The 25,178-nt window shown below is 59.9% G+C and carries 28 protein-coding genes and 1 pseudogene; 14 read left to right on the forward strand and 15 right to left on the reverse strand.

All coding sequences use genetic code 11. The features are described 5' to 3' along the window. Positions 1-30: 30 nt before the first annotated feature. Positions 31-1,476, reverse strand: coding sequence for a CYTH and CHAD domain-containing protein (locus BSG20_RS24865; protein ID WP_072379610.1), 1,446 nt, complete (start codon positions 1,474-1,476; stop codon positions 31-33). Positions 1,477-1,727: 251 nt separating this feature from the next. On the opposite strand from BSG20_RS24865, the gene BSG20_RS24870 reads away from it, so the two are divergent. Further along, on the forward strand, positions 1,728-2,030 hold the full coding sequence (locus BSG20_RS24870) for an NUDIX hydrolase (RefSeq protein WP_244541413.1): 303 nt from the start codon (positions 1,728-1,730) through the stop codon (positions 2,028-2,030). A 147-nt stretch (positions 2,031-2,177) separates the two neighbouring features. Then, positions 2,178-2,516, forward strand: a complete 339-nt coding sequence (locus BSG20_RS24875; RefSeq protein ID WP_072379608.1) for a gamma-glutamylcyclotransferase family protein — start codon at positions 2,178-2,180, stop codon at positions 2,514-2,516. A 130-nt stretch (positions 2,517-2,646) separates the two neighbouring features. Here BSG20_RS24875 and BSG20_RS24880 read toward each other — a convergent pair whose 3' ends face one another. Further along, positions 2,647-3,837 carry an aminotransferase class I/II-fold pyridoxal phosphate-dependent enzyme gene (locus tag BSG20_RS24880; protein WP_072379607.1) on the reverse strand — a complete coding sequence of 397 codons (1,191 nt, stop codon included), beginning with the start codon at positions 3,835-3,837 and terminating at the stop codon, positions 2,647-2,649. A 221-nt stretch (positions 3,838-4,058) separates the two neighbouring features. Beyond that, positions 4,059-4,403 carry a hypothetical protein gene (locus BSG20_RS37730; protein ID WP_244541412.1) on the reverse strand — a complete coding sequence of 115 codons (345 nt, stop codon included), beginning with the start codon at positions 4,401-4,403 and terminating at the stop codon, positions 4,059-4,061. Positions 4,404-4,623: 220 nt separating this feature from the next. On the opposite strand from BSG20_RS37730, the gene BSG20_RS24890 reads away from it, so the two are divergent. Continuing rightward, positions 4,624-4,851: a hypothetical protein gene (locus tag BSG20_RS24890; protein ID WP_072379599.1), complete on the forward strand. Its 228-nt coding sequence runs from the start codon at positions 4,624-4,626 to the stop codon at positions 4,849-4,851. A gap of 813 nt (positions 4,852-5,664) precedes the next feature. Here the strand turns inward: BSG20_RS24890 and BSG20_RS24900 are convergent. Next, the gene (locus BSG20_RS24900; RefSeq protein WP_072379595.1) at positions 5,665-5,946 is read right to left on the reverse strand and encodes a hypothetical protein; all 282 of its coding nucleotides are present in this window, start codon (positions 5,944-5,946) and stop codon (positions 5,665-5,667) included. Between the two features lie 56 nt (positions 5,947-6,002). Here BSG20_RS24900 and BSG20_RS24905 point away from each other — a divergent pair, with 56 nt between their 5' ends. Both BSG20_RS24905 and BSG20_RS24910 read left to right on the forward strand, forming a co-directional pair. Then, positions 6,003-6,287, forward strand: coding sequence for a GbsR/MarR family transcriptional regulator (locus BSG20_RS24905; RefSeq protein ID WP_177309885.1), 285 nt, complete (start codon positions 6,003-6,005; stop codon positions 6,285-6,287). 1 nt (position 6,288) lies between these two features. After that, positions 6,289-6,972 carry a methyltransferase family protein gene (locus tag BSG20_RS24910; protein ID WP_072379593.1) on the forward strand — a complete coding sequence of 228 codons (684 nt, stop codon included), beginning with the start codon at positions 6,289-6,291 and terminating at the stop codon, positions 6,970-6,972. Between the two features lie 212 nt (positions 6,973-7,184). Here BSG20_RS24910 and BSG20_RS24915 read toward each other — a convergent pair whose 3' ends face one another. Further along, complete coding sequence (locus BSG20_RS24915) at positions 7,185-8,792, reverse strand: winged helix-turn-helix domain-containing tetratricopeptide repeat protein (protein ID WP_072379591.1); 1,608 nt, start codon at positions 8,790-8,792, stop codon at positions 7,185-7,187. Positions 8,793-8,913: 121 nt separating this feature from the next. Between BSG20_RS24915 and BSG20_RS24920 the strand changes: the two genes are divergently transcribed. Genes BSG20_RS24920 through BSG20_RS36625 form a run of 3 tightly spaced genes read left to right on the forward strand, consistent with a single transcriptional unit; the run spans position 8,914 to position 9,989 of the window. Further along, positions 8,914-9,348 carry a cupin domain-containing protein gene (locus tag BSG20_RS24920; protein WP_072379590.1) on the forward strand — a complete coding sequence of 145 codons (435 nt, stop codon included), beginning with the start codon at positions 8,914-8,916 and terminating at the stop codon, positions 9,346-9,348. A gap of 18 nt (positions 9,349-9,366) precedes the next feature. Further along, complete coding sequence (locus BSG20_RS24925; RefSeq protein ID WP_072379588.1) at positions 9,367-9,849, forward strand: RidA family protein; 483 nt, start codon at positions 9,367-9,369, stop codon at positions 9,847-9,849. Beyond that, entirely contained in the window at positions 9,846-9,989 is a 144-nt protein-coding gene (locus BSG20_RS36625; protein WP_167371599.1) for a hypothetical protein, read from the forward strand. Before BSG20_RS24925 ends, BSG20_RS36625 begins: the two co-directional genes overlap by 4 nt. Positions 9,990-10,155: 166 nt before the next feature. Here BSG20_RS36625 and BSG20_RS24930 read toward each other — a convergent pair whose 3' ends face one another. The 3 genes from BSG20_RS24930 to BSG20_RS24940 all read right to left on the reverse strand — a co-directional run bounded on the left by BSG20_RS24930 (position 10,156) and on the right by BSG20_RS24940 (position 12,356). After that, complete coding sequence (locus tag BSG20_RS24930) at positions 10,156-11,121, reverse strand: phytanoyl-CoA dioxygenase family protein (RefSeq protein WP_072379586.1); 966 nt, start codon at positions 11,119-11,121, stop codon at positions 10,156-10,158. 601 nt (positions 11,122-11,722) lie between these two features. Next, positions 11,723-11,926: a hypothetical protein gene (locus BSG20_RS24935; protein WP_244541411.1), complete on the reverse strand. Its 204-nt coding sequence runs from the start codon at positions 11,924-11,926 to the stop codon at positions 11,723-11,725. 31 nt (positions 11,927-11,957) lie between these two features. Further along, positions 11,958-12,356, reverse strand: coding sequence for a VOC family protein (locus tag BSG20_RS24940; RefSeq protein WP_072379582.1), 399 nt, complete (start codon positions 12,354-12,356; stop codon positions 11,958-11,960). An 89-nt stretch (positions 12,357-12,445) separates the two neighbouring features. On the opposite strand from BSG20_RS24940, the gene BSG20_RS24945 reads away from it, so the two are divergent. After that, the gene (locus BSG20_RS24945) at positions 12,446-13,174 is read left to right on the forward strand and encodes a helix-turn-helix transcriptional regulator (protein ID WP_072379580.1); all 729 of its coding nucleotides are present in this window, start codon (positions 12,446-12,448) and stop codon (positions 13,172-13,174) included. A gap of 200 nt (positions 13,175-13,374) precedes the next feature. Here the strand turns inward: BSG20_RS24945 and BSG20_RS24950 are convergent, their stop codons facing one another. Further along, a complete protein-coding gene (locus BSG20_RS24950) occupies positions 13,375-13,653 on the reverse strand; it encodes an MFS transporter (RefSeq protein ID WP_177309886.1) in 279 nt (92 codons plus the stop codon). Between the two features lie 171 nt (positions 13,654-13,824). Next, positions 13,825-14,574, reverse strand: coding sequence for a DUF4336 domain-containing protein (locus BSG20_RS24955; RefSeq protein WP_072379660.1), 750 nt, complete (start codon positions 14,572-14,574; stop codon positions 13,825-13,827). A gap of 267 nt (positions 14,575-14,841) precedes the next feature. Between BSG20_RS24955 and BSG20_RS24960 the strand changes: the two genes are divergently transcribed. Further along, complete coding sequence (locus BSG20_RS24960) at positions 14,842-15,087, forward strand: hypothetical protein (protein ID WP_093041429.1); 246 nt, start codon at positions 14,842-14,844, stop codon at positions 15,085-15,087. 207 nt (positions 15,088-15,294) lie between these two features. On the opposite strand, the gene BSG20_RS24965 is transcribed toward BSG20_RS24960, so the two are convergent. After that, a complete protein-coding gene (locus BSG20_RS24965) occupies positions 15,295-16,449 on the reverse strand; it encodes an MFS transporter (protein ID WP_093041431.1) in 1,155 nt (384 codons plus the stop codon). 226 nt (positions 16,450-16,675) lie between these two features. Here BSG20_RS24965 and BSG20_RS24970 point away from each other — a divergent pair, with 226 nt between their 5' ends. Next, entirely contained in the window at positions 16,676-17,044 is a 369-nt protein-coding gene (locus BSG20_RS24970) for an NUDIX hydrolase (protein WP_083539985.1), read from the forward strand. A gap of 265 nt (positions 17,045-17,309) precedes the next feature. On the opposite strand, the gene BSG20_RS24975 is transcribed toward BSG20_RS24970, so the two are convergent. The 3 genes and pseudogenes from BSG20_RS24975 to BSG20_RS24985 form a co-directional block, all read right to left on the reverse strand. Further along, positions 17,310-18,275: a magnesium and cobalt transport protein CorA gene (locus BSG20_RS24975; RefSeq protein WP_072379658.1), complete on the reverse strand. Its 966-nt coding sequence runs from the start codon at positions 18,273-18,275 to the stop codon at positions 17,310-17,312. A 129-nt stretch (positions 18,276-18,404) separates the two neighbouring features. Continuing rightward, positions 18,405-18,881, reverse strand: coding sequence for a PTS sugar transporter subunit IIA (locus tag BSG20_RS24980; protein WP_072379577.1), 477 nt, complete (start codon positions 18,879-18,881; stop codon positions 18,405-18,407). 51 nt (positions 18,882-18,932) lie between these two features. Beyond that, positions 18,933-19,479 (reverse strand): annotated as a pseudogene (locus tag BSG20_RS24985) (winged helix-turn-helix domain-containing protein); the annotation flags it as partial. A gap of 416 nt (positions 19,480-19,895) precedes the next feature. Here BSG20_RS24985 and BSG20_RS24990 point away from each other — a divergent pair. After that, complete coding sequence (locus BSG20_RS24990) at positions 19,896-21,794, forward strand: potassium transporter Kup (protein ID WP_072379575.1); 1,899 nt, start codon at positions 19,896-19,898, stop codon at positions 21,792-21,794. Between the two features lie 70 nt (positions 21,795-21,864). Next, a complete protein-coding gene (locus BSG20_RS24995; RefSeq protein ID WP_143147525.1) occupies positions 21,865-22,161 on the forward strand; it encodes a hypothetical protein in 297 nt (98 codons plus the stop codon). Positions 22,162-22,168: 7 nt separating this feature from the next. On the opposite strand, the gene BSG20_RS25000 is transcribed toward BSG20_RS24995, so the two are convergent. Then, positions 22,169-23,941, reverse strand: coding sequence for an adenylate/guanylate cyclase domain-containing protein (locus BSG20_RS25000; RefSeq protein ID WP_072379572.1), 1,773 nt, complete (start codon positions 23,939-23,941; stop codon positions 22,169-22,171). Between the two features lie 282 nt (positions 23,942-24,223). On the opposite strand from BSG20_RS25000, the gene BSG20_RS25005 reads away from it, so the two are divergent. Then, complete coding sequence (locus tag BSG20_RS25005) at positions 24,224-24,820, forward strand: competence protein CoiA (protein ID WP_072379570.1); 597 nt, start codon at positions 24,224-24,226, stop codon at positions 24,818-24,820. Positions 24,821-25,178 lie beyond the last annotated feature (358 nt).

Genomic DNA, 25,178 nt, shown 5'->3' on the forward strand with positions numbered 1-25,178 from the left:
AGGATGGGACGCCCGGCCAAATGAATGCGTCTACCCCCAGAACCGCTTCGCATCGAGGATGTCGTCCACCGAGTCCTGCGCCTTACCAATGAGGACGTCTTTGTCGGCATGGGACAGCACACTGTCGCGAGCCGGGTGGTCGGCCAGACCGTACTTCTCGAGGACATCGGGTCCGGTGGCGAGATCATTGAGCGCGCCCAGATGATCTTGAAGATCCGCCATGGCGGCGATGAACTTCTTGTACCGCCGCGCCCCACGCTTGCTGTCAAACAGAGAACCGAAGAATTCCGCCGCGTAGCGAAGCTTCTTCGCGTCCTTTCGAACCTGATGACGATGCTCATCGCCGACGGAGGCCAGCGCTCTGCCGTGCTTCTTCAGTTTCTTTCTCATCTTGTCGAGTGCCTCGGCGGTGAACTCCGCCGAGGGGCTCTGATCGGCTGCGTCCTTCCTCTCGAGATATTCGCCGCACTGAAGCCAGTCGTTAAAATCAAGCGCGAGCGCCCGAGCGCGCGACGAGTTCAGCGCCCCGATCGCATCGTCGTACGCGTCTCTGCGAGCGTCTGTCAGCTTACTCACCAGATCGGCGTCCTTAGCCTTCGCGAGCAGGACGTCGACGTTGCGGGCTTCGCCTAGTACGCTGGCCAGCCATCGCACCTCGGCGTTCAGTCGCCCTGGCTCCTCGCCCGACAGGATTGGCTTGAACAGGGAAAACGCCGAACGCAAACGCCGGAGCGCCACGCGAGCTTGGTGCAGGGCTTCCGGGTTGCGTCGATGCAAGAGGACGTCCTCATTGAGGCGGAACTGCCGGAAGCAGGACGAGGCGATCGCCTGGAAGGCTGCCACGGACGGCATATTGCGCTCGAGATCGAGACCCTCCGCCTTGAAGACGGACCTCTGCTGATCAACGAGCGCGAATCCTTTTTCCGACTTGGAGCGGACGCCGAACCGGGACAGGACGACCCCGTCGACCTTACGCGCGAGGATGAACAGGTCTTTTCGGTCGCCATCTTTCAGTTCGAGTTCGACTTCACGGATGGCCGATTGTCTGTCGCCGGACACGGCCTCGCCCTGATCGACCACGACCTCGATGAGCGACCCGTTCTCCTTCACGTTCCAGACGCGTCTTTCCACATCGACGTCGAATACCGGCTCTACGGCGAGGTCGCTCCCGAACTCGCTCAACAGCGGGCTCGAATGGTCGAGAACGGGTTCCTCCCCGTCGATGGGAGTTTCCCATTCAGACCGTGCGAAGAGGGACTTGCTGGGTCCGGTGGCCTTCACCGTCTGCATGCGGGCGGCGCCGCTTCGCCGGATGCGGAGTGAGAAGCCTTCCTGGAAGAGCCTACGCTCGACGGTGTCGAAGTAGGTCGACGACTGCTCCAGAACCTTCTCGGGTTCGCCGAGAAGGTCGGAACCAAGAAGAGCCTCCAGGGCTTCGGTTGACAGTTCAAGCTTGATTTCGATTTCGGACGACAAGGTGGACTCCGACTGTTAAGGGACGGTCGTCAACGGTGAGGCTGCTGTCACAGACTGATGTTACACCGATTTATCAAGGCGTCCTATGTTTCGAGCAGCATGATGAAGGCGATGCTTGAGGAAGAACACCGAACTGGTGCAGGTGCCAGTCCCTTCGCGCGCGACGTCCGACAGGCAGGTGCGATCTGTTATCGTCGAAACAAGAACGGCGACCTCAGAATCCTGCTGGTCGGAAGCCGCCGAAACGGACGATGGGGCGTTCCCAGGGACACCTCGATCCTGGCGAAACAACCGTGGCAGCAGCGCTTCGCGAAGCCTTCGAGGAAGCCGGCGTCGAAGGCTCGGTCGATCCGGATGTCTTCGGTTCGTTCTCGTATCGGAAGGAAAGTGCACCCCATCGGTATCAGGTCTCGGTTCATCTGCTCGAGGTCTCCCGCATGGCGACGGAGTTCCCTGAAAAGGCAATGCGGAAGCAGAAGTGGTTCCCGCTCAAGATTGCCATTCGAGACGTCGCCCAGCCGGGGCTGCGGACGCTCCTTCAACGCCTGCGATAGACACCAAGCCAGTCAGGGCGAGGCGAGGGAGGCTGAGACGCACTCTCGCTCTGTGACCACACGTCATCTTGCTACGAACGTACCAAACTTGTAGCAACGCCCGGCCGGGTTGCCGGCACTGGATCTTTAGGAGCGCACCAAAGCATCATGGACGCCGAACATCGTCTCGCGACGTATGGAAGCCTCGCGCCGGGCGAGATCAATCACGGACAGCTCGACGGCCTTCGCGGCACCTGGCGAAAGGGCACCGTCCGTGGCCGACTTCTCGAGGCCGGATGGGGAGCGCGGTTTGGCTTTCCCGGTCTCGTGCTCGATGACGAAGCCTTCGAAGTCCCTGTTTCAGTATTCGAATCCCCGGACCTTCCAGAACACTGGAAGCGTCTCGACGAGTTCGAGGGCGACAGCTATCAGCGTGTCGTCGCGAAGGTCACGGTTGGAGGCCAGCAGGTTGAAGCATTCGTCTACGCATTGGCGAAGATGACCTAACTGAGCGGTTCATTCGGTCGAACTGAGATCGTCCTCTCCGGCATTCAGCATCGCGGCCAATATCCGCAGCCCGATCTCGAGTTGACCTAACAAGCGGCTGGGCCGGTGTTGAGCCTCGTTGTCCACTTCGCTACGCTGCGACTTGCCTAATCGCATGCGCAAAGACGGGCAAAGAGCGCTCGACCATCACATCGTTCGCGGTGAGGCTGATCCGCAGGCGGCCGGGCAACTGCGCGACGCTCCCCGGCAGAACCCAGACGCCGTCGGCCGCAAGGCGCGCCGCGAATGCCATGTCGTCCGGGATCGGAGATCGCGGAATCAGATAGAAGGTGCCTTCGGGCACCGGTAGATCGTAGCCTGCTGCCCTAAGGCCTTCGACCATACGATCGCGGCGCCGTTCGAGGGCGGTAACATCGATGCAGAGCTTCTCAAGATCGGGCAGGGCTCGCTGCAGGGTTCGACCGGCGAAGGCCCAGCCATGCGATACCTGAGCTATGTCGACCGCCTCGCGCAGCCTCATGCGATCAGCCTCTGGCATGTCCGCCCCGAGCGCGAGCCAGCCGAGGCGCTCGCCGGGTGCAAGCAGAGTCTTGCCGTAGGAGTAGGCGATCAGCGTGTGCGGATAGCTTTCGGCCGGGCTGATATGGGCGTTAGCGCCAAACACTAGCCGCGCATAGGGCTCGTCGGCAAGCAAGTAGATCACCTTGCCGTGTCGCTCGGATGCCGCGGCAAGCATATCGGCGAGCGCATCGAGTTGAGCGCGCGGGAATATTCGACCGGTTGTGTTGTGTGGGGTATTCACCACGACGACGCGCGTGCGCGGCGTGATCGAGGCCGCGATCTTCTCAATATCGAGATCGAAATTGACGGGCGACAAGTCCACGGCAACGGGCGTGCCGGCGGCTCCGCGAATCTGAGCGCCATAGGCGAACCAGCCCGGGCGCGGATAGATGACCTCGTCGCCCACCTCGAGCACGGCGAGCAGCGCCGCCGCTATCGCGCCGAACCCTCCGGCGGTGATGGCGATGTCGGCCGGTTCGTAGGAGCGGCCGCGCGTTTCGCTCAGCTTGCGAGCGACCGTCTCGCGCGCCAAGGCATCGTATTTCTGGTAGCCGAACCAGTGAACGTCCTGCGGTTCAGCGTGGCGGACCAGCGCATCGACGAGGCCGCGCAACGGTGGCTCCTGCGGATTGCCGAACATGAAATCGCAAGCATCTGGACCGAGGCCATCTCCTTCGAGCACCCGTTGCGCGAAGTCCATGACCGCGCGCATTTCCTCTGTTACGGCGAGCATCCGGCTGGACACGGCGGCGATCGGCATGGCGCACCCCCCCTGCGGGCGGCGCCTGTCCCCTCGGTCAAATACGCCGCCGACCCCGACATTATCATCTGTCGGCCTCCCAGTCGCAGGAAAGTTCTCGTCGGTTTCCCGACGCCAGGGCGCGGATCCTGAAGATGGCCTTGATGGCTGGTCGGGTTAACCCCGGCCTTTTTGCATCTTCGGCCTTTTCCGGCCGCAGCCTCGGTATAACCGCTTCCCAATCACGTCGGATGTGCCTGAAGGGCCGCATAAGCGGACGATTCTGCCTTCTTCTTCAGCTTGCGGAGAACTGGGGTTTTCTCGGCAGGGTTCTCCCCATCGTCGGGATCGATCCCCGAGCCGACCTCGTCCATTCGGTGTTTTATCGCGAGCGCGTAGATGGTGTTCAGGATATTCGGATCTTTTACATGAGGATCTGTAAGCGCCAGAAGCGAGGCACGCACAATCTTCTTGCTGGTCGCCTTGGGACAACGTTTCAACACGAAATCGTAAAGCCCCTTGCCGGCAAGACCTTCTGTGGCGCCATCCAAAAGCGCCACATAGACTCGTTTCCGCTTCTCACTCACGTCTCGCCTCCCTCTTGAACTTGTGGTGATAATTTCTGTCATAAAAACGTCATACGCAACAGACTGCAGCGCGCAATAAGAGCGAGCTCTCCAAAACCTCGGCCTCCGAGACAAACGATGGCCGCTCTCTAGCCTACTCCCTTCGAACAGATTTGATTTCCGCGTGTGCTCTGACACCATGCTCTCACCGAGGGTGGGGGCGCCGTGAGGGGGAACGCAAATGGACGACGACGAACTAGCCATGATCGAGGCCGAATACCAGGGCAACGATATCTTCGTGGTGTCGAACGACCCGCTGATAGGGCGGCTTGAGCTCGTGGCAGACGAAGGCGGAGTAGTCGAAGTAAGGCTCGACCGCGCCACCGCAGAAGATTTGCTATCGGCGCTGGTGCAGTTCCTTGATCAAGGTGAAGGCGAGGACGCTCCGAAGTTCTCGACGCTGCAATGAGCGGGTTTACAGAGGAAGAGATCGCCGCCGAGCTGAAGCGGCGCAACGATGCGATTAGATTGGAAGAGGAAGGCAGGAAAGCAGCGTGGCGTCGTGCCGAACTCGTCGAACTGGAGCCGGCAGACACCAGGTGCCTCCGTTGTGGCAGGCCGATCCGATGGTGGGAGGCCACGAGCCCCGAAACTCCTTTGTGCGACATCTGCCTCTGAACGCCGCCACGGCGCCAATCGTCCGTCGCTCCGGCGAGGCGCACATATTGCCACACAGAAGCCCGCAGACGCGCATCCGGTATTTGCTAGACTCTGGTCTCTGACGCGGTTAAGTCGCCAATCGCGCTCCTGGGTCTCCCTCGTCCGGCTCGCTGACCTCACCAAGTGCGGTGACGATATCATCCGGCGATGTAACACCCGAGCTGACCAGCAGTATGGCCTTATTAAGAGCAACATCGGCCGCGTTCGCAGTTGGGATCGAGATGATTTGCCTGCAGCCAGCGATTAAGCGCGGATGTTACAAGCTCTATTTCTTCGTCGGTGTAGGAAAGTAGATCGAAAAGAGACATAGCGGCGCCTCCAATCAAACTGTCTCTCAAGCGGCCGGCACCCGATGGCAGACGACGGCCGACACAATACTACGCCTTACTGGCGTCACCTGCAAAGGGGCGTCCTCAAGGCTGCAGAGGAACGTTGCAGGGCAATTCCCGCGCTCGGGCGGCGGCTAAGTGCTGGTGATAATTCGGCTGGATCGCTCACCAGGTCTTGGTAGTATCAGAGCCATCCTACGTCAAAATTTCGCAGCAGAGTATCCAGAGCCCTCCTAATCCGCGCGGCGCCCGCCGCGGAAGAACCACCCGAAATACAGACAGATAAGAAAGAGCACAAAGTGGACCGTGCCGCGCACGGCACTGAGCTCAGGCGACTGCACAGCGCTGGTCCACATCAGCGGGATCGGGATCTTCGCCAAGTAGAAGTAGAATTGCATCCCGCTGCTGACGAAGAACGCGCCGGCAAGGAGTTTGCGGTACTCGCGGTATCGCATCGCGACGTAGAGTGTCGGCAGCCCAATGACGATGATCGCGGCAACAAGATATGGCAGCATGGGCCTCATCCTGGGCTCGCGCTTGCCGCCGGTCCGTTCTTCTACATATTCGGCATATGCCGAATATATCAAACAAGGTGGGCGAGGACGAGCGGCGCTTCATGGAGGACGTGGGTCGGCTGCTCGCGCCATGGGGCGTACCACCCGTCGCCGCCCGGCTCTATGGGCGTCTACTTCTCTGTCCTAACTCCGTCGGCCTCGACCAGATCACCGCGGATCTTGGGATCGGCAAGAGCAGCGCACGCATGGCCGCTCGGTTGCTGGAGAGCTCCACGCTGTCGCGCCGCCATCATGCCCCAGGTACGAAGGGCGCGCTTTTGCTTCAATCGGGAGAAGCATGAAATGGGCCTCGTTCTAAATCTTCTTGCCCAGACAATCGTCTGGTTCGGGCTCATGGGCGCGATCATCTTCGGTGCTGCAGGAACGATAGACTACACCGGCGGGTGGCTCTATCTGGGCGTGATGATCGCCATCTCTGTTGTATTTGGGTTGCACATGGCGCGCGTCGATCCCGGTCTCCTTCGAGAGCGCCTAAAGCCGCCGGTGCAGAAGGACCAGCCGCTCGCGGACAAGCTGGTCCTCATCCCAATCCTGCTTCTCATGTTTGGAGGGCTGGGACTCATGGCAGCGGATGCTGCGCGCTGGCACTGGTCGATAATGCCACCTTCCGTGCAGTGGGCAGGATGCGGCTTACTCCTGGCGGCGATTTTGTTCATATACTGGACCATGCGCACGAACAGCTTCGCGGCGCCGGTCGTGAAAATACAAAGGGACCGCGGCCAGGCGGTCATCACGACAGGCCCTTATGCCATCGTCCGCCATCCGCTCTATTTCGGCGCACTCTTCTATATCGCCGGTACCTCGCTCGTGCTCGGCTCGTGGTGGGGCCTCGTGGCGGTTCCCAGCCTCGCCCTCTTGCTCGGCATCCGGATCGGCATTGAAGAAAAGACGCTGCGCACGGGTCTCGATGGCTATGACGATTATGCGCGCCGCGTGCGCTGGCGCCTGATTCCGCTCGTCTGGTGAGACTGCCCACCGCCCACATTCCGGCAAGAGCTTCCCCCAGCCTATGGCATCAGATGATACGGCGAGGAGCCGTGAACATCCGTCCGATGACGTGGACGGCGAAGCAGCAACAGAGGAAAGGGGCTGCGTTGGTGAGAAAACGGACCAATGATTTTTGGTCGTTCATGCCGATCAGGGCCGGCCGTCTGAAAATGGATCGATCCTTCAAGTTCCTACCCGTGGAAGGGTGGAGAGCGGTCCTTCGCCTCGCTCTCCGGAAAGATGACGTTATGCTCGGAACCTGTCGATTGATGTTCCGCCTCTCGTAGCAGGCGGTCGAGACAGGTCGCCCAATCCTTGTTGCGAGCTCTGAACGGCCCGAGCGCGTCGCCTGCAGTCTCCAGAGGATCGCTTGCAGCGGCGGCAAGGCGGCGAGCGTCCTGTGTATGTCCCAAGGCCATTTGGCAGCACGCTTGAATGCGCAGCAGCGCCGGCCAGTCCGGCCGCGCCTTGAGCGCCACGCGCCCCGTGTCGAGCGCGCCTTCGACGTCGCCCGAAAAAAATAACGCAAGCATCAGGAGACTGAACCAGACCGCATTTTGCGGGTCGTGCGGGTTGAGTTCGAGGCCGCGCGCCAGCGGCTTGCACGCGCCGACCGCATCGCCCGCGAACAGACGGGCCATGCCAAGGACAAGATATCCCAAAGCGAAGCTCGGACCGAGCTCGATCGACCGCTCCGCTGCGAGCATTGCTTGATCCACCCTGCCTGTGTAGTTCGACACGATCGCCAGCGCGTAGTGCGCATATGGATTGCGGGCGTCGAGATATATGGCCCGCAGGGCCGCATCGAGTCCTTCCCTTTCATCCGCGTCGGGATTTTCCGACCAGCCATAGGCGATGAGGCCAGCATTGACCCGCGCTCGCCAGATCTGCGCTTCGGGAAGCAAGGGATCAAGTTCTGCAGCCTCACGGAAGAACCGCCGCGCGAGAAGATGGGTTGGCTGGGTCACCTTGTGAAAATTGAATGTGCCTTGCCGCACGAGGTCCCAGGCGGTCACGTTGCCGGTGTGCGGCGCGACTTGAAGTCCATGGCGCAACAGCAGCTCGGGCTCGATCGCTGCGGCGATCCGCTCGGCGATGGCGTCCTGCACCGCAAATACTTCCGCCACTTGAAGATCGTAGTGTTCGGACCAGACGGTGGCCTCCTTAATGGCATCGGCAAGATGCACGGATATCCGCATCCGATCCCCGGTGCGCCGAATGGTTCCATCCGCGACAAAATCGACACCAAGTTGCTGTGCAATTGACTTCGGATCCCTCGGGCCATTCCTTAGTGCGAAGCTCGCCCCGCGCGCCGCGACACGGAACCATCGGAACCGCGCGAGCGCCATGATCAGATCGTCAGCGATTCCGTCAGCCAAATACTGTTTCTCCGCGTCCCCGCCGAGATTCTCAAAAGGCAATACTGCAATCGCGGGGCTGGATCTCGCCTCCGCATGCCCTCCGCCATCGGGGCCGTCGCTACGCCGCTCGGTCGACACGCCAAATCTGTATCCCACCCGTGAGACCGTGACGATCCAATCGCCGCCGTCTGATGCTGGGCCGAGCAGCTTGCGAAGGGCAGCAATCTGGACGGAAAGATTACTCTCCTCGACTGCAAGGCCCGGCCATGCGGCGTCCATCAGCGCCGACTTGGCAACAACCCGCCCATCCGCCGCGAGCAGAACGGCAAGCAGCGACGCGCCGCGGGCGCCGATGGCGACAGGCCGGTTGTCACGGAGAAGGCATCCATTCTCCGTGATGAACTCGAACGGGCCGAATGCAAGGCGCTGCGTGTTCATGATTGGAAATGATACGCCGATTTCGCAGCATTTCGGGATTTTTCGGGCACGGTTTTAGGACTTATGCCGACCCCGCGAGCAGAGTCAGGTCGATTTTGCAGCCGCATGGAAGGGGAAAGCAATGACGAATGAAGCAATGCAACCGAGAACCGGCCATTCCTCAACCGCCCAAGTCGTGCGCGGCAGTGGCAGCTACGTTGCCGAGCAGGGATCCGTTTATCGCTCAGGTGTCGCGGCGGAAAGTGTTGGATCCACCATACTGTGGCTCGGGATGATTTCGCTATCCGCAGGCAAGCGGACCAGCGCCCATCGCCACGAGGGGCACGAGACGGCGCTCCTTATGACCGCAGGCAAAGAGATCGAGATCTGGTCGGGGGCCAAGCTTGAACGGTGCGATCAGGTCCGCCCCGGCGATTACTTGTTTGTTCCGGCCGGCGTTCCGCATGTGGCCGTGAATCGCAGCACCGAAAATGCCGAGTTCCTTGGTGCGCGCAACGACCCCGCAGCGAACGAGAGCGTGGTGCTGATGCCGGAACTCGACGACATCGTGCCTTGATGAGCGAGGAGATCTATTATGGCTATCATCGAACAACGCCTCACCGCCATGGGTCTGGAATTGCCCGCGCCTTTGAGAGTTCGTGAGGGGCTGCAAATGCCGTTCGCCTGGGTCCGAGTGCGCGGCAACCGTGCCTACATCTCGGGTCACGTCGCATGCAATCGGGATGGAACATTGGCAAAACCCCTCGGCAAGGTCGGGGCCGACGTTTCGCCGGAGCAGGGTTACGCCTCGGCGCGGCTCGTTGCACTGGCTCATCTCGCGAGTCTCAAGCGGGCTGTCGGCGACCTCGATCGGGTTACGGCTTGGCTGCGCGTCTTCGCTATGGTGAATGTTGCTCCAGGTTTTAACGAGACGCCGCTGGTCACAAATGGCTATTCCGATCTGATACTGGAACTCTACGGGCTCGACGCCGGTGCTCACGCCCGCTCGTCGATCGGCATGGCCATACCCTTGAATGCGCCCGTAAACTGCGAAGCGGAAGTGGAAATCGACGGATGACCGCTTGGGTCGAGAGCGGAACGCCGACGGAGCCGGGGCAGGATCCACGACATGTCGGGACGGTCGAGCCGATGTGGACGCTCTTGGATCTCACCCCCGGAGGCCGGCCGGATGCCAGCGAGCAGACCGAATACGAATGAGGAAACGGAGAGGAACTTCGGCCTCGGAAACGTGATGTGTGAAAACGCGCAACGACTGCACATCAACTCCCCTAGGCCGCGCTGAACTGTCGTCCCGCTTCCATCTGCCAGAAGCAGCCCTTACCGATGCCGGCCCAATCGGGCCGGCTGGAGACAGCTTGATCGATTATCGGATCACTGGTTCACCGTGATAACGTCGCTTTGACGGCTTGGATACGCCAAATCCGACTTCCATCATGAGACGCGGAGTGTTCTTCGCCAAGGTTCCCATATGGAAACCAAAGGGGTCCTCGACAAAACCGGCCCCGGCCTTTCCCGTCAACGTGACGGCATTGCTGTCACCATAAAAGCCCAGCACTTCCTCGGCTGGGTGGCCCACGAGCAGCGTCAATTGGTGCTTTACTCGCCGACGATTGTGGCTGCCTTGGACGTAGACGTGCGGGCCTGCATCGGCATCGACATCAGACAGATAGAAGAAGAATTTCAGCATCCGCCAGTCATCGAGATCGAAATGGAACTTGAACGAGGCCCGACTTAGATCGGCTTCAGAAGCAGTTTTCGTCGGAAAGCTCCACCATGTGCGAGTGGTAATCAATTTCGCCTCGCCGCCAAGATAATGCCTTGCAACATCAAGAAGTAGCGGGTCCTTCTGAACGGCAACTGCTGCCTCGCATTGTAGGACCCGTTCGAAATGATGACCGCTTAAGATGGTGCGCCCGAAGCGACGTTCGGCTTCAGCATGCTCTCCGGCGACAAACTCCAGTTTGCGGTCAAAATTACCAAAGCACGGCGTCTCATGCGCGAAGCGGGCGATTTCCTCATGGATCGATGCAGGTAGTGTCAGGCCGGTGAAGATCCCCATTCTTTTCAGTTCTGACGCGACTTCCCCCGCCTTGATCTCCCCAAACATCGATGATGCTTTTGTTGTTGAGGAAGGAACGGGTTTGGCGGTGAGCCAATGTGCCCGACGGAAAGGTATCGTGCGGGCCAGCAGGAACATCGGCAGCCAGGCGGGATTTTCCCGCAGGTCCGTTAAGTAGGTGGGTACGCGCGCTGCCATACGACGAAGAGGCCCACCAGTGCGGGCAATTGCTTCGAGGTCTTTCGGCTTGGATTTAGGCGTATCAAGCATCTGATCTCCTTATGCGAATAGCGTGTCCCACGGCGCCTTTCATTCCGCAGCCCGCCCAGAAGCTACGCGGTTTTGGCCCATGATGCAACGCAGCACAGGAGTTGCATTGTCCTTTCTGCAATGCCAACTGATTGAACTGATTGATGAATTTCACTTGCTGATCCCAAGCAGTAGTTACCGGTGTTGGGCGTAGATAAACGAAGCATTTCTTCACAAGGCGGTCGTTTTCGAATGGTGAAATAAGTTCAACCCTGGGGACGGTTTAAATCAAAAGTGAGGCTCTGAAAGGGAAGCCCTCGGCGAGGTCTGCTGCAACATGCTCTAAGCTTCCCTTCTTGTCCTGGCTCCCCAGCGGGTCAGAACAAACATAGATTACGCCGATCTGCCGGGATCGGTAGTTGGACCAAAGCCCCAGGAGCAAGAAATCGAGGGGGAGGTTCAACAGCTAGGCGTACGCGCAGGGGATCGCTGTCGAGAACCTGGCCCCTCAACCCGTCCTGCCCTGAACGACAGGACGCCAGGGAGACCTCAGGCGGGTTAAGGAGGGTAACCTGAAGTCGTCCGAAGAGTGCCAAGACGGGGATCATTGGCACCCCCGTCATCATACGCTCATGGCAGCGGGCTGGGGAGAGAGTTCGTCGAGGCCGGAAGCGCCAAAACAGGACTGCACCTCCTCCTCAAGCTCAATGCAGAGTCGCTCGTATTCCTCCAGGAGCATCTCCTCGCCGCCCTCAGCACGCAAGTTGTCGCGGAACCTGACGGCGTCGCCATAATTCTCGATATCTTCGATCCACCAATGGGCCATATGGGCATGGGGACGGAGATGCGTCGGCCAATCAACGGCCAGAGAAACGCCGCCTCGCGGCGTCGGTTACGGGTGTATAGAGGGCGACGCGTGTCCCCTCGGGGTCGGAAAATTGCACTGTGCGATTGCCCCATGGCAAATCCTTGGGTGCGTGCACGACCGTGACCTGGTCCTTGAGCCGTGCGAATTCCGCATCGACGTCCGACACCATGAACTCGAGAATGGCCGTCCTGTTGGCCAATGGCTCCGAACTACCCTCGCTGAACAAGGCCACGGTTTCCGCGCTGCCTATTGCGAGGCTCGCGGCGGGGGTGACGATCTCGGCGAAGACGGGCGCAAGCCAGTCGGCGCGGCAGCCCGTCACAAGCTCATAAAAGGCCACCATGCGGTTGATATCCGAGGCGATGAGGCGGGTGGATGTGAACTTCATCATCTTCTCCTTGGATACGCGACCATCTCTTTCCTTGCTTTTGTTACACAGCCGTGCTGACAGCGTTGTGGCAGCAGGAGTCATCAGGCATGCGAAAAGCAGATCGACTTTTTCAGATCATCCAGATTCTTCGACGATCGAGCCGCCCGGTGACCTCGTCTGAGCTCGCGGATGAACTTGAGGTCGCGCGGCGAACCATCTACCGCGACATCGCACACCTGATTGCCCAGCGTGTTCCAATCGAAGGCGAAGCGGGGATTGGCTACGTCCTCGATCCGCGATACGACATGCCGCCGCTCATGCTGACGCCTGACGAGATCGAGGCCGTCGTGCTCGGCGTTCAATTGGTGGCAAAGTTGAATGACGCGGCCATCCGGAATGCCGCCAGCGATGTGATGGCCAAGATCACATCGGTCATGCCGCAGGACCTTCTTCCCTACATTGCCCAACCCGCCGTCAGCATCAAACCGGATGATGTCAGCGGCGATGTGACACGCGACACGCGTCCGCTCAGGTTGGCGATCAGGGAAGGCCGCAAGCTTGAGCTCGACTATCGCGCGGCGGATGGGGCGGTCACCAGCCGCATCGTGTGGCCCGTGCTTCTCGGCTATGCCGACATGCGCAGCCTCTTGATCGCGTGGTGCCAATCGAAACAAGCCTTCCGGCATTTCCGCACCGAACGTATCCTCAAAGTCGAGATTCTTGATGAATCCATAGGCATGTCCAAGAGCAAGCTGAGGCAGCAATGGCAGCAGTGGCGCGATGCCGAAATGCGGAAATCCGTGGGGCGCAGTGACCGCTTTGGGTCACCGGCGTGAGTTCGGCTGAGCGGAAGCGAACTTCCGCAAAGGGTCGATCTTTCGTATTGCTCAGGGGCCGCAAAGGGGTGGGCAGCCGCTCGGCTTAGGTCTGGTTAGCGCCATAGCAGACGAAGATGCGAATGAGGTCACCATTTTGACGTGAGTTTGGAGGCGACCGAACAAGAGCGGTGGACACGGTCATTGCTGCTTTCCCCCAGCTAGATGCGGCCGGGGTGAAGCAGCGGGGCTAGTGACAGCTTGAGAAACGCGGCGATAACCAGCATCCAGACTGGAACAGTGAACCCCCCGGTGCTGTCGCGCGCCACGCCAAGCAAGAATGGACCCAAGGCGCCTGCGAAGTAACCAATGCCAAGAACAAATGCTGTCAAGGAGTTCGCTTCGTTCGCATCCCGTGCGTGGTCGAGCGGCAGCACCATGCCCAGGGTAAAGGAACCTCCGACGCCAAGGGCGATCAGGGGAATGGAAAGATATGGCATCGTCGGCGGCGAATGTCGTCTCGCAACGTGCCTTTCCGATACCTTGCCCTCTGGCTGAAGCGTCTACGAATGTGGCAATGTCGGTCCAACCCTCGGGCAAGTCATGGTACCGCTCCAGCGCCTGGAAGCCGCAACCCCAAGGAGAGATGGGCCTTGCGCGGCGCGGTACCCTCAAGGGGTCGACTTGCCAAATATTCTTCCGATGATCTCGTCAGCATCTGCATCAAAGCAACGACCATGGCTGAGAATGACCCGCCGTGGTTCCCATGACCGCAATCTGTTTATCACCGCCTGCGCCTTTTGCCGCTGGAGGAGAACAGGCAGTCGCATGCCAAAAAAGGCTTGCCCGTGCGGGTAATCCATCCGGCTGAATCTCGTCGCCGTGCGCCAAGGCTCATCGATCTTGTCCAGTTCGAGGTTGATGATGGTGTCCGTGAGGATCAGGGTCCTTGATGAACGGTGGAAGAAAATAAACTCCTTGAAGTAGCCGCCCGGAAAGAGCGCCTGGTCCAGGTCGCGCTGCCAATCTTGAGGCGGCATTTCCTGCAAGTCGTGGTCAAAGCGCACATCGATGCGTCGCGCACGGGCTCTCTGCCGCACTCGCGGTGACGCCCAAGTGACCGCGTCCGGATAAGCCTTAGCCCACTCGCCAATGTGCGCGTAGTGAAACTGATTGGGTGAGACGAGGTGGCGAACTTGGCCGAGTTCCTGCAACTGTTCCGCTAACGCGGCGTCGAACTTGATGGGGGAGTGAAGGAACAGGTCGCCGTTCAATAGGCGCACTACCGTCATCCGCGTTGTGAACGGCAACGGAAGTCTTATCCTTGCTACCGTCAGATACTCAAACGGACCGTCAACCACACCGATGTCGGGCCCTTCAGGTTTGTAGACGTTGATCGGCTCATAAAGGGAGGCGCTCACAGTCCACTCCACATCACCAATGTTGCCGCGAGCTAAGTCACTGGCATGTTGTCGGGGAATGCAAGTCCGCTTTTTCAGGTGGAGTATTTCCTGGTCGATGCAGACGAGCCTGCGGAGGTTTATGTCGCGGAAGATGAAAGGGATGCCAACGAAAGCGCTGAGCGGTACAGCTCAGGCTTCGGGGTGGGAAAGTGATCGCTGCCGTCTCGCCGTCTCTAGGATCGCCTGAGGAAAACCTCCGCGGCGGATCTCCATTTTGACCATGGGATGATCAAGGTTGAGCAAAGCGCCTTCCCCCATGAGCATTTCCTTTTCAAAGTCAGCGTGCATCGGGAGACCATCGGAAACATCTGGCAGAACATCGGCCTGGCTCTCGGCCTCAAGGCCATCTTTCTCGTCACCACGCTTACCGGGGTTACCACGCTGTGGATGGCGATCCTCGCCGACACGGGCGCGACCGTTCTCGTCACGGCGAACGCGCTGCGCCTTCTCACCTACCGTTCCAAGAAATAGGAAGACTTCATTTGCCCACGTTCACGTCACTCCGAGTCCTTGCCCATGTCGGCATCCTTCTGGCATCGCCGTCTGGTCGCCAATCCTCCTGCCGCTCGCCGCTCGCGGGAACAGCATGTAGTCGCTCATCGAAACCCCGGTGCGGACGGGTGTCCGGCCGACGGCGCGTCCCTGGGAAGCTAATGGATCCGTAGGCGGTCGATGTAGTTAGCGCTCCTCGGGCGGACGATGCTTCCGGAATATGAAGAGCAGCAGGAGGTCATAGACGATCTTCAGGGCCGCTGCGGTGACGAGGGGCCAGCCGAAACTGGAAACGGACATCAGCCAACCTGCAAGAAGGGGACTCGACGCCGCAGCCAAGCTCCGTGGAACAGCGGTGACGCTCGCCGCGGCCGCCCGTTCGCCGGGGGTGACGATCGCCATGACGTAGGAGGTGCGGGTAGGTACGTCCATCTGCGAGAGGGCGCTTCGTATCAGAAGCAGGACGATCGTCGTCGCAAGGTCCGGAACGAAGGGGATCAGCAGAAGACAAACGCTTGAAGGCAGGTGCGTGAAGACCATCGTGTTCACAAGCCCGATCCGGTCGGAGATGCGGACCGCGACCAGATAGGAGGCGGCCGAAAGAACTCCGGACCAGAAGAAGATCGCTCCTGTCGCCGCAAGAGATAACCCGAAGCGATGATAAAGCCATAGGGCCAGAAGCGACTGTACGATCAGGCCGCCGGCAAAGGCGTCAATGCTGAAGAGGGCGGCGAGCGTCAGGACGAGCGTCCTCGACTTGAAAAGCGGCTGAGCCGGGGATGTGTTGACGTCGGCCTGATCATTCGGCACGCGCCGATATACCAGAAACGACGCAAGTCCCACGGCGGCGTAGAGCAGGAAAACCGGCTGCAAGGCTTGCCCGACGCTGAGTCCCAGCATTGCCTGGAGAAGCTCCGGAACTCCCGCAGCGAGTGCACCGAGAGCGCCAAACAGCGAGCCGATCAGGCTGTAGCGCGCAAACATTGCGGTGCGGTCCCTGTCGGAAACACTATGAGCCAGCTTGGCATGCTCCAGAGGCAGGAAGACGCTCACGTCGCCGGAAGACGGATTCAGGGTTCCGACGAAGGCCACGATCACCAGTGGCCAGAAGTCCTTCACCAGGAAAAATGCGAGACCGGTCAGCATCATCAGAATCGCGGCTGCCAGTAGCATCCGGCGCTGGGAGAAGCGATGCGAGAGCATACCGACGGACAGGGTGAGGATGGCTGAGCCGGCGAGCGTTGCCGTGGTCAGCACCCCGACTTCGAACAAATCGAAGCCGACCGATGCGAGGTAGATCGGCAATGAAAGGCTGATAAGTCCGTCTGCAAACGCCCGCATTCCGCGCGATGCGAGAAGTCGACCGGCGGTCGGATCCGCACTCGCGGGTAGCGACACATAAGAGTACGCCCGTTTGTAAAGCGACGAGGACGCTGTCACGATCCGAATCCTTCCAAGTGTAAGTGCGTCGACACCCAGCTCACCTCGCCAACGTCCAGACCACGTCGGCCAGGGCGCTGGCCAGCAGCGTCGTGATCACCGAGACCTTGAACCGGAAGATCGCAACCTGGTCGGAAGCCGCCGAAACGGACGATGGGGCGTTCCCAAGGGACACCTCGATCCTGGCGAAACAACCGCGGCAGCAGCGCTGCGCGAAGCCTTCGAGGAAGCCGGCGTCGAAGGCTTGGTCACTCCGGATGTCTTCGGTTCGTTCTCGTATCGGAAGGACAGTACACCCCATCAGTATCAGGTCTCGGTTCACCTTCTCGAGGTCTCCCTTAACACGCGTGTGTTCGAGTCGACGCCAAGAATGGCGGTAATGGGATACCGTATCGCGCTTTCTCGTGATGATCGAGCCATTCGGTTCCTCGACGGAAACCAGTTGTTTAGCTTTAAGACCAGATACTTAGGTTCTGTGCTAGATATTTGGCTTTAAAACTAGATATCTGGTCCGGCGGTTCGACCATCACTGTTTGCCTGCGTCTCCAAGCCTCGAGTTTTCATTCCTCTCCCAAGTCGAATCCAAACGCGTGGCCTCGTGATCGCATTGGATTGATCAATGCCTTGCTGTTCTGGGCCAAACCAAGTCGTCTTTAGGGACGTTTCACACTATTCGCGATGGTGACAGCTGCTACCTGTTGGTGGAAATTTGCTGGCGACAAGCTCTTTCCGGAACGCCTCTACTGCGCACGCGGGTCGCCCTAAAGCCACCCGGATTTCTTGAACCGAAAGTAGAGCAAGCCGCACAGTGTAGCGATCACGGCCACCACGACATAGTAGCCGTACATCGTCTTCAGTTCCGGCATGTTCTCGAAGTTCATGCCATAGATGCCAGCGATGGCGGTCGGGACCGCCGCGATCGCCGCCCATGCCGCGAGTTGTCGGGTGATGGTGCCTTGGCGCTGCTGTTCGAGGAGATTGCTGGCCTCGAATACCGAAGTGATCACGTCCTTCAGTCCGCCAACGGTGCCTTCAACGCGACGTACGTGGTCGTGGACGTCTCTGAAATAGTTCTTCGCTTCCTGATCGACGCAGGGAAGGTCGATATGCACGAGCTTGCCGCAAACCTCCGTCATTGGCCCGAGCACGCGTTGAAAGCGGATCAATTGCCGACGAAGTTTGAAAAGCCGCTTGATCTCCCTGCGTCCAAGGAAAGCGTCGAGCATGTCATGCTCCATGGCGAGAACATTGTCTTCGATCGCCTCCACCACAGGCAGGTAGCCGTCGACAATGAAATCAAGAATGCCATGAAGGACGTAGTCGGGACCGTTCTTCAGGATCTGCGGAGATGCCTCAAGCTGTTTCCTGAGTTCGCTGTGGCCGCGATCTGATCCGTGGCGAACGGAGATGATGTGATGGCGTCCGACGAACATCGAGGTCTCGCCGTATTCGATCTCGTCGCCCTCGAGATGGGCGGTTTTCGCGACCACGAAAATCTGGTCATCATAGACGTCCACCTTCGGCACCTGCCTTGCGTTGAGGGCGTCCTCGACGGCTAGAGGGTGCAGATGAAACGCCTTCTGAAGAGAACCAAGTTCCTCGGTGGTCGGATCACGGAGGCCGATCCAGACAAACTCGTCCGTGGCGTCGGTGGCCCTTGGATCTTCAAGAGAGACGGCTTCGGCTCGGCGGCCGTTTCTGTAGAGGAATGCTGCAACGACGCTCACGAACGATCCTTTACGCACCGGGTTTTGCATCGTTGCAACGGCAAGACATCGTTGTCCAGTAATCTACGGTGCCCTGGCAGCTCGCATGGCGCAGTCCGCACTGGTCCTGCGAGGTGACGCCGAAACAGCTCATCCCGGAGGCAGCGGCTGCGGCGGCACTTCGGACGCCATGAAGGCTGCGTAGAGGTCTGCGGGGTTTTCCGCGCGTCGCATCGCCGAGAGGACCATGGTGTCGTGAGCTTTTCGGGCGATCGTCGCGAGCACTTTCAGATACTCTGAACGCCATTCCTCACCAAAGACGAGCAAGAATATCAGGTCGATTGGGGCTTCATCGATCGCGTCGAAATCAAGCGGACGAGAGAGTTGGAAAATGAAGCCGCGAGGGGGACCCAGCTCGGGCAACGCCGCGTGCGGCACGGCAATCCCTTTGCCGATACCGGTCGATCCAAGCAACTCCCGCTTTTCGAGGACGCCGAGGAGTGAAGCAGCGTCCACCGCCAGCGCCTCGGAAGCTTTCGTGGCGGCGAGGTGCAGCGTCTTGGCTTTTGTTTGCGACGGGGCGTCGACAAAAACGTCGCTTGGAAGGAAGATGTTCGTCAGGTCCATTATCATGTCATCTATGATCATTTTGGTGGTTACCAGGCGTGTCTACGCGCATCAGTCCGGTTCACGCAATCGATATCCCACACCGGTCTCCGTCGTGATGTACTGCGGTTGGTCGGGGAACTTTTCGACCTTCTGACGCAGTTGCCGGACGTAGACACGAAGGTACTGGACATCGGCCATCGGTCCCCAGACCTGCTTCAAGACAAACTGGTGCGTCAGCACCTTGCCTGCGTGCTGCGCAGGACGCGGACAATGTCGTATTCCTTCGGAGAGAGTTTAATTTCGATACCGTCCACTTTGACGATGCGCTTGACGAGATCCATCGTCAGGCCCCCGGTCTGAAATATCGCCCGTTCACCTTGGTGTTGAAGGCGGTGGCGAAGCGCCACGCCGATGCGTGCGCCGAGCTCTTGCATTCCAAATGGCTTCGTCACGTAGTCGTCCGCGCCGGTCTCAAGCGCCCGGCGATCCCCACCTCGTCTGTCCGGCTCGATACGATCACGACCGGAGTGAGCACGCCGGCATGACGCCATTCCTGCAGCAGGTCATAGCCGGGCTTGTCTGGCAAGCCGAGGTCGAGGATGATTAGATCGGGCTGATGTTCCTTCAGATACTCGGTCGCCTCGAAAGCGTCGGGCTCGTTCATATGCCTTGATGTCGCCGACTACGGCACCTTGCCTTCCTCTATCAACGCCTGCTGCTCCCGAAGCGCGTCGGCGTCCGCCTCGCTGGCGAAATACCGATCCTCGACCGGGACGCCGCCACGATCGAAAGTGACGATACTCCATCCGGCGTCTGTCTGGTTCTTGACGACGAATGGTTTCGACTTTCGAGAAATCCATGAAGTATTCTCCGCATCAATCGGAAGGGCTGATGTAGAGAGCGAAGTTCGGAAGGCCGTTGCCTTCTAGTCCTAAATGGTTCCTTTCGTACCAGCCCGCCGAAGCCGTGCCACGGCATTCAAATTTAACAATTCGGCCCCATATCTGCGGTTCAAGCAACCGAGAGATATTCATGACCGCCACGGCGCATGCAGCCAATGATAATCAAAGCTCGAAGCAGTTGGCAGTCCTTGTCCTCGGCGCGATCGGCGTCGTCTACGGCGACATCGGGACAAGTCCGCTCTACGCCTTCAGGGAGGCCTTGCGGCCATTCGCCCATGACGGCGTGGCGCCTCACGAGGTGATCGGCCTTATCTCGCTGATGATCTGGACGCTCACGATCATCGTCACCTTCAAGTATGTCCTCTTTCTCCTGAGAGCTGACAACGACGGGGAGGGCGGTACGCTTTCGCTACTCGCTCTCCTCATGAAGAAGACCAGCCGGCACGCAACGATCTTCTTCTTCGCGGGCATCATAGGTGCGGCACTCTTCATCGGCGACGCCATGATCACGCCGGCCCTTTCGGTGCTTTCGGCTCTGGAGGGTCTCAAGCTCGTCACGCCCGTCTTCGCGCCATACGTCCTGCCCGTCGCGGTTGCTATCATGCTCCTGTTGTTCCTCATACAATCGATCGGCACGGCGACCGTTGCCAAGTTCTTCGGCCCGATCACGCTCCTGTGGTTCGTCGTCATGGGTCTTGCGGGCCTTCTTCACATCGCCGACGATCCGACCATTCTCCTGGCAATCAACCCATACTACGCGCTAGACTTCGTCACCCATGCCGGCTTCGTCGGCCTCGTCATCTTGGGCGCCGTGTTCCTGACGGTCACAGGAGCTGAGGCCCTTTACGCGGACCTCGGACACTTCGGTCGCAAGCCGATCCAGGTCGCATGGTTCGCGGTGATCTTCCCATCGCTTGCGCTCAACTATCTGGGCCAAGGCGCACTGGTTTTGAGCCACCCGGCTGCAGCCTCCGACCCGTTTTTCCTGATGTTTCCGGAATGGGCGCTGCTTCCCGCAGTCCTTCTCGCGACGGCTGCGACGATCATCGCGAGCCAGTCCGTCATCACCGGCGCCTTCTCGCTTGCCCGTCAGGCAATTCATCTGGGATTTCTGCCACGGCTGGAGATCTGCTTCACTTCCGCTTCCAACACGGGCCAGATCTACGTTCCCGCAGTCAACGTAGTCCTGCTGATCGGTGTACTCGCCCTCATTATCACTTTCGGATCCTCGGCGGCACTTGCGACCGCCTACGGGATTTCCGTTACTGGCGCGATGGTCGTGACCACCGTCTTGTCGTTCCAGTTTCTTCGAGTCGTGTGGGGCTGGAAGGTGCCGACGGCTCTCCTAGTCCTGTTGCCGCTTCTTATGCTTGAGAGCGTGTTCCTCGGGGCCAACCTGCTGAAGATCCACGATGGCGGCTACGTTCCGGTCATGATTGCGGCCGCCCTGATGATCATGATGTGGACCTGGCGGAAGGGGACGAAATATGTCCGAGCAAAGGCGGCGAACAACGACGTCCCCCTCGAGCGCTTCCTTGCGTCGCTCGAGCGGAGGTCGGATCACGGGCCGGTCCAGGTTCCGGGAACCGCCGTCTTCCTGTCGAGCTTGCCCGACATGACGCCCAACGTCCTGCTCCACAATCTGAAGCACAACCGGGTCCTCCATGAGCACAACGTCATTCTCAACGTGAAGACGGCACCGCGGCCATATGTCTCCGAGGCAGACAGAGTGACCCTCAGGAAGCTTTCCGACCGGTTCACCGCGATCCAGCTCCTCTACGGCTTCATGGAGGACCAGAACATATCCGCCGCGCTGCCGCTCTGCCGCAAGGCCGGCTTCAACTTCGAGATCATGTCGACCTCGTTCTACGTCGGAAAGCGGAAGCTCGTCGGCGATCCGAACACCGGCATGCCGCACTGGCAAGACAAGCTGTTCATCGCCATGGCGGGCTTCGCCATCGATCCCTCGGACTACTTCCAGCTTCCCAGCAACCGCGTCGTCGAGCTCGGGGAGCAGATGGTGATCTAAGGTCGTTGCACCACCGGTGCTGTTGTTAAAACTTGTTGCGGAAACTGAGGAAGGCGGTCTGGAGTTGTTGTTGCGATATCTGAGGCAACGGAGCCGGGATCGCGTTCCGATCAAAGTGCTGCTGTGGCGCGACACGTTCGTCTGCGGAACCGTGATCAATCTTTCATTCTTGGGTCTTGCGATCCTGATCGTCCAACTTGGGTATCCCGACTGGCTGGCTGTCGTCGTGTTCTTTGTGCCGATACCGTTTAATATCTTTCTCTGGTCCGCGGTGTGGCGAGCAGCGGCGCAAGTTGCCGGTATGGCCGCATGGATTGCCCGCACGCTTGGCAGCTGCACGGAAGCTGTGGACGATTGCCCGCGATGAAATCCAATCACTCGGTGAGGCCAGCTTTGCGCAGGCCGTCCACAATGCGCTCGAAATCGGCAGGGTTCTTGTAGGGCAGCACTTTGCGCCTGTGCTCCAGGGAATAATCGGGATTGATCCGGAACACTTCCTCCCACTCCCCACGCGCTTCCACGAAGCGGCCCAGGTGACCATAGCTCGCCGCCAGCAACACACGTGAGATGTCGGTGGCTGGATTGCGGACCAGCCGTCGCTTCAGGATGACAACGGCCTCCTCGTACCTGCCCAGCTGGAACATCGCCTGCGCGTGGAAGTGCAGAAAGATATCCGGATAATATGGATTCAGGGCCATTGCCCGCTCGAAACAGACGAGGGCCTCGTCGGGCCTGCCCGCATAGTGGAGCGCGTTGCCGAGGCTCTCGTGGCCCTCGGCAAGATTGGGAGCAAGCGCGATCACGCGTTCAGCCTCCCGGATGGCCACGTCGAGCCGTCGCAGGTACAAGTTGACGACGCCCAGCGCCCAATGTGCGTACGGATATCGATCGTCGAGCGCCACCGCCTGCGTCGCAGCCTCGGTCGCCTGTTCCAGCGATTTCGACGGCGATTGGCTCCACTGGTTGATGTAGGCCAACCCGTGCGCGACGGCGAGGAACGCGTGGGCCGGGGCGAATTTCGGGTCCAGATCGATGGCGCGTTGCAGCAATTGCCGGCCCTGAATGTTCTGCTCTCTCGTCAGCCGCCACATCTGTTCACGGCCCCGGAGGAAGCAGTCATAGGCTTCCAGATTTTGGGTCTGCTCGGTCGCGAGCCGCTGCTGGTCCCCGGCCGTCAGCTTGAGTTCCAGAGCACCGACGATCTGCTGCGTGACGTCATCCTGCACCGCGAAGATATCGGTCAGGTCGCGATCGAAACGCTCAGCCCACTGATGCCCGCCAGTGATTGCATCGATGAGCTGCGCGGTGATCCTCACCTTGTTGCCTGATTTGCGGACGCTCCCTTCCAGCACGTAGCGCACGTTGAGGCTGTGGCCCACCTCCTGCACGTTCACGTTCCGGCCCTTGAACGTAAACGACGAGTTGCGAGCGATGACAAATAGCTGCGACAGCTTCGACAGAGCAGTGATGATATCTTCGCAGATGCCGTCGGCGAAGTACTCCTGCTCGGCATCGCCGCTCATGTTGACGAAGGGCAGCACGGCAATCGAGAGCTCCGGCGGCAATGCGGCCGGCGCACGAGCAACGGCGCCCGCGGTCACTGCTGGCTTTGCCTCCGCGGCTGCGCCGACCTGGAGCGAATAGATCCGGATCGGCTCGGCTATGTTCTTGAGATGCGTGTTGCCGAGATCGCTGACGGAGAGATCGAGCCTCGCCCTGACCTGGCGATAGGCGTCCTCGGACAGGCAAATGGCTCCAGGGGTCGCGATACCCTCGATACGCGAGGCGATGTTGACGCCGTCGCCCATCAGGTCGCCATCGCTTTCCTCTACTACGTCCCCCAGATGGATGCCGATCCGGAACTCGATGCGCCGATCCTGCTGAACGCCGGCATTGCGCTCGGCCATGCCGGTCTGCACCTCGATGGCGCAGCGCACGGCATCGACAACGCTGCGGAATTCGATCAGCGCTCCGTCTCCGGTGCGCTTGATGACACGGCCGTTGTGCACGGCGATGGTTGGGTCGATCAGGTCGCTGCGCAGTGCCCGCAACCTTGCCAGGGTGCGATCTTCGTCCTCGCTGGCGAGCCGGCTGTATCCGACTACGTCCGCGGCCAGAATTGCTGCCAGCTTGCGGTTCTCGCTCATAGAGCAGTTCCTCATCTCCACGATAGCAGGAAGACAGAGACAGGGGAACTTCTGCCCGCAGCGATCTCGGCTGAGATCAAGTTCTCCGGTGCATCTGCGACCTACAGCGTGTTCGCCGACGATGTCTGCTTTCGGGCAACGGCAAAGCTTGCCCCAACGGCTGACATTGGCGCATCACCTGGGCCCGAAGAAGCTCCAAGCGGTATTCAAGCCGCCCGCCACTTTCCCCTGTGAAACGAGCGCGCGCCGTGACTGGCGTCGCTATGGCTATTGGAGATGACAATGAAGTTCGCCGTAGTGGATGGAGTCCGCCGGGAAGCCGGGACGGGTCTCGTCGGAACCTGCCCTGGATGTCAGGCACCTGTGACACCGAAATGCGGAGAGATACGGCTCCACCACTGGGCGCACCGCAGCACGGTTTTATGCGATCCGTGGCGGGAACCGGAGACCGAATGGCATCGAGCGTGGAAGAACCACCTTCCTCTCCATTGGCAGGAGGTTTGGCATCTAGCACCCGATGGCGCCGTGCACATCGCGGACGTGAAGACCGCCACAGGCGCGGTGTTGGAGTTCCAGCACTCTGCGATCTCGCGAGAGGAGAGGGTGTCCAGAGAAGCGTTCTATCGTCCGATGGCATGGGTGGCGGACGGCACCCGGCTGAAAAGAGACCTGTCCGCCTTCTGCGATGCGCTGGCCTATGCCCGCTCCGCCGAGACGAAGTTAAGGGCGTGGATCATTCCGCTCGGCGTGTGTGCGATCGTCGACCGATGGGCCGATAGTCGACACCCAGTGTTCCTCGATTTCGGAGACGTAGAATTTCCACCGCGATGGCTTCCGGCAACTGGCCTTCTTGGTGGCTACGGTACGCTCCCAAGATAGGCGCGGTGGCGACGCCCGTGCTCAGGCAAAGTGTTATCGACCACTACCTCACAGGGGCATCCATTCGAGGGCTGGCAAGGATCGAGCTGCGCAGGCCGTCGAAGCCACGATTAGGCCTTCTCGTTTCGAAGCCTATCTGGCACAGAAGCAGGCACGGAAGCCGCGGTTCTCAGTAAACCGGGTCCAACGGCGGGGTGGCGAATGATACAGGCTTCGCTGACCCCGCCTGAGATGGATTCGGCGTCGAATTCTATAAGAAATGGGCGCCAGACGCGCCAAACCCGCCGACGGCCGGATGCCGACCTGTGTCCGGAATTCTTGTCAAGATGACCAGCTTTCCCAAGGATTCAGAATCCAA

Source organism: Rhizobium tibeticum (assembly GCF_900110205.1).
In the GTDB taxonomy this organism is placed as follows: domain Bacteria; phylum Pseudomonadota; class Alphaproteobacteria; order Rhizobiales; family Rhizobiaceae; genus Rhizobium; species Rhizobium tibeticum.

Excerpts from the sequence above, each read along its gene's own strand:
- BSG20_RS24890 (WP_072379599.1), top strand. The coding sequence starts at position 4,624 with ATGGACGACGACGAACTAGCCATGATCGAGGCCGAATACCAGGGCAAC.
- BSG20_RS24870 (WP_244541413.1), top strand. The coding sequence starts at position 1,728 with ATGGGGCGTTCCCAGGGACACCTCGATCCTGGCGAAACAACCGTGGCA.
- BSG20_RS24945 (WP_072379580.1), top strand. The coding sequence starts at position 12,446 with ATGCGAAAAGCAGATCGACTTTTTCAGATCATCCAGATTCTTCGACGA.
- BSG20_RS25000 (WP_072379572.1), bottom strand. The coding sequence starts at position 23,941 with ATGAGCGAGAACCGCAAGCTGGCAGCAATTCTGGCCGCGGACGTAGTC.
- BSG20_RS36625 (WP_167371599.1), top strand. The coding sequence starts at position 9,846 with ATGACCGCTTGGGTCGAGAGCGGAACGCCGACGGAGCCGGGGCAGGAT.
- BSG20_RS24930 (WP_072379586.1), bottom strand. The coding sequence starts at position 11,121 with ATGCTTGATACGCCTAAATCCAAGCCGAAAGACCTCGAAGCAATTGCC.
- BSG20_RS24990 (WP_072379575.1), top strand. The coding sequence starts at position 19,896 with ATGACCGCCACGGCGCATGCAGCCAATGATAATCAAAGCTCGAAGCAG.
- BSG20_RS24925 (WP_072379588.1), top strand. The coding sequence starts at position 9,367 with ATGGCTATCATCGAACAACGCCTCACCGCCATGGGTCTGGAATTGCCC.
- BSG20_RS24875 (WP_072379608.1), top strand. The coding sequence starts at position 2,178 with ATGGACGCCGAACATCGTCTCGCGACGTATGGAAGCCTCGCGCCGGGC.
- BSG20_RS24940 (WP_072379582.1), bottom strand. The coding sequence starts at position 12,356 with ATGAAGTTCACATCCACCCGCCTCATCGCCTCGGATATCAACCGCATG.
- BSG20_RS24960 (WP_093041429.1), top strand. The coding sequence starts at position 14,842 with ATGATCAAGGTTGAGCAAAGCGCCTTCCCCCATGAGCATTTCCTTTTC.
- BSG20_RS24880 (WP_072379607.1), bottom strand. The coding sequence starts at position 3,837 with ATGCCGATCGCCGCCGTGTCCAGCCGGATGCTCGCCGTAACAGAGGAA.
- BSG20_RS24950 (WP_177309886.1), bottom strand. The coding sequence starts at position 13,653 with ATGCCATATCTTTCCATTCCCCTGATCGCCCTTGGCGTCGGAGGTTCC.
- BSG20_RS24910 (WP_072379593.1), top strand. The coding sequence starts at position 6,289 with ATGGGCCTCGTTCTAAATCTTCTTGCCCAGACAATCGTCTGGTTCGGG.
- BSG20_RS24920 (WP_072379590.1), top strand. The coding sequence starts at position 8,914 with ATGACGAATGAAGCAATGCAACCGAGAACCGGCCATTCCTCAACCGCC.
- BSG20_RS24915 (WP_072379591.1), bottom strand. The coding sequence starts at position 8,792 with ATGAACACGCAGCGCCTTGCATTCGGCCCGTTCGAGTTCATCACGGAG.
- BSG20_RS25005 (WP_072379570.1), top strand. The coding sequence starts at position 24,224 with ATGAAGTTCGCCGTAGTGGATGGAGTCCGCCGGGAAGCCGGGACGGGT.
- BSG20_RS24905 (WP_177309885.1), top strand. The coding sequence starts at position 6,003 with ATGCCGAATATATCAAACAAGGTGGGCGAGGACGAGCGGCGCTTCATG.
- BSG20_RS24900 (WP_072379595.1), bottom strand. The coding sequence starts at position 5,946 with ATGCTGCCATATCTTGTTGCCGCGATCATCGTCATTGGGCTGCCGACA.
- BSG20_RS24935 (WP_244541411.1), bottom strand. The coding sequence starts at position 11,926 with ATGGCCCATTGGTGGATCGAAGATATCGAGAATTATGGCGACGCCGTC.
- BSG20_RS24965 (WP_093041431.1), bottom strand. The coding sequence starts at position 16,449 with ATGCGGGCGTTTGCAGACGGACTTATCAGCCTTTCATTGCCGATCTAC.
- BSG20_RS24980 (WP_072379577.1), bottom strand. The coding sequence starts at position 18,881 with ATGGACCTGACGAACATCTTCCTTCCAAGCGACGTTTTTGTCGACGCC.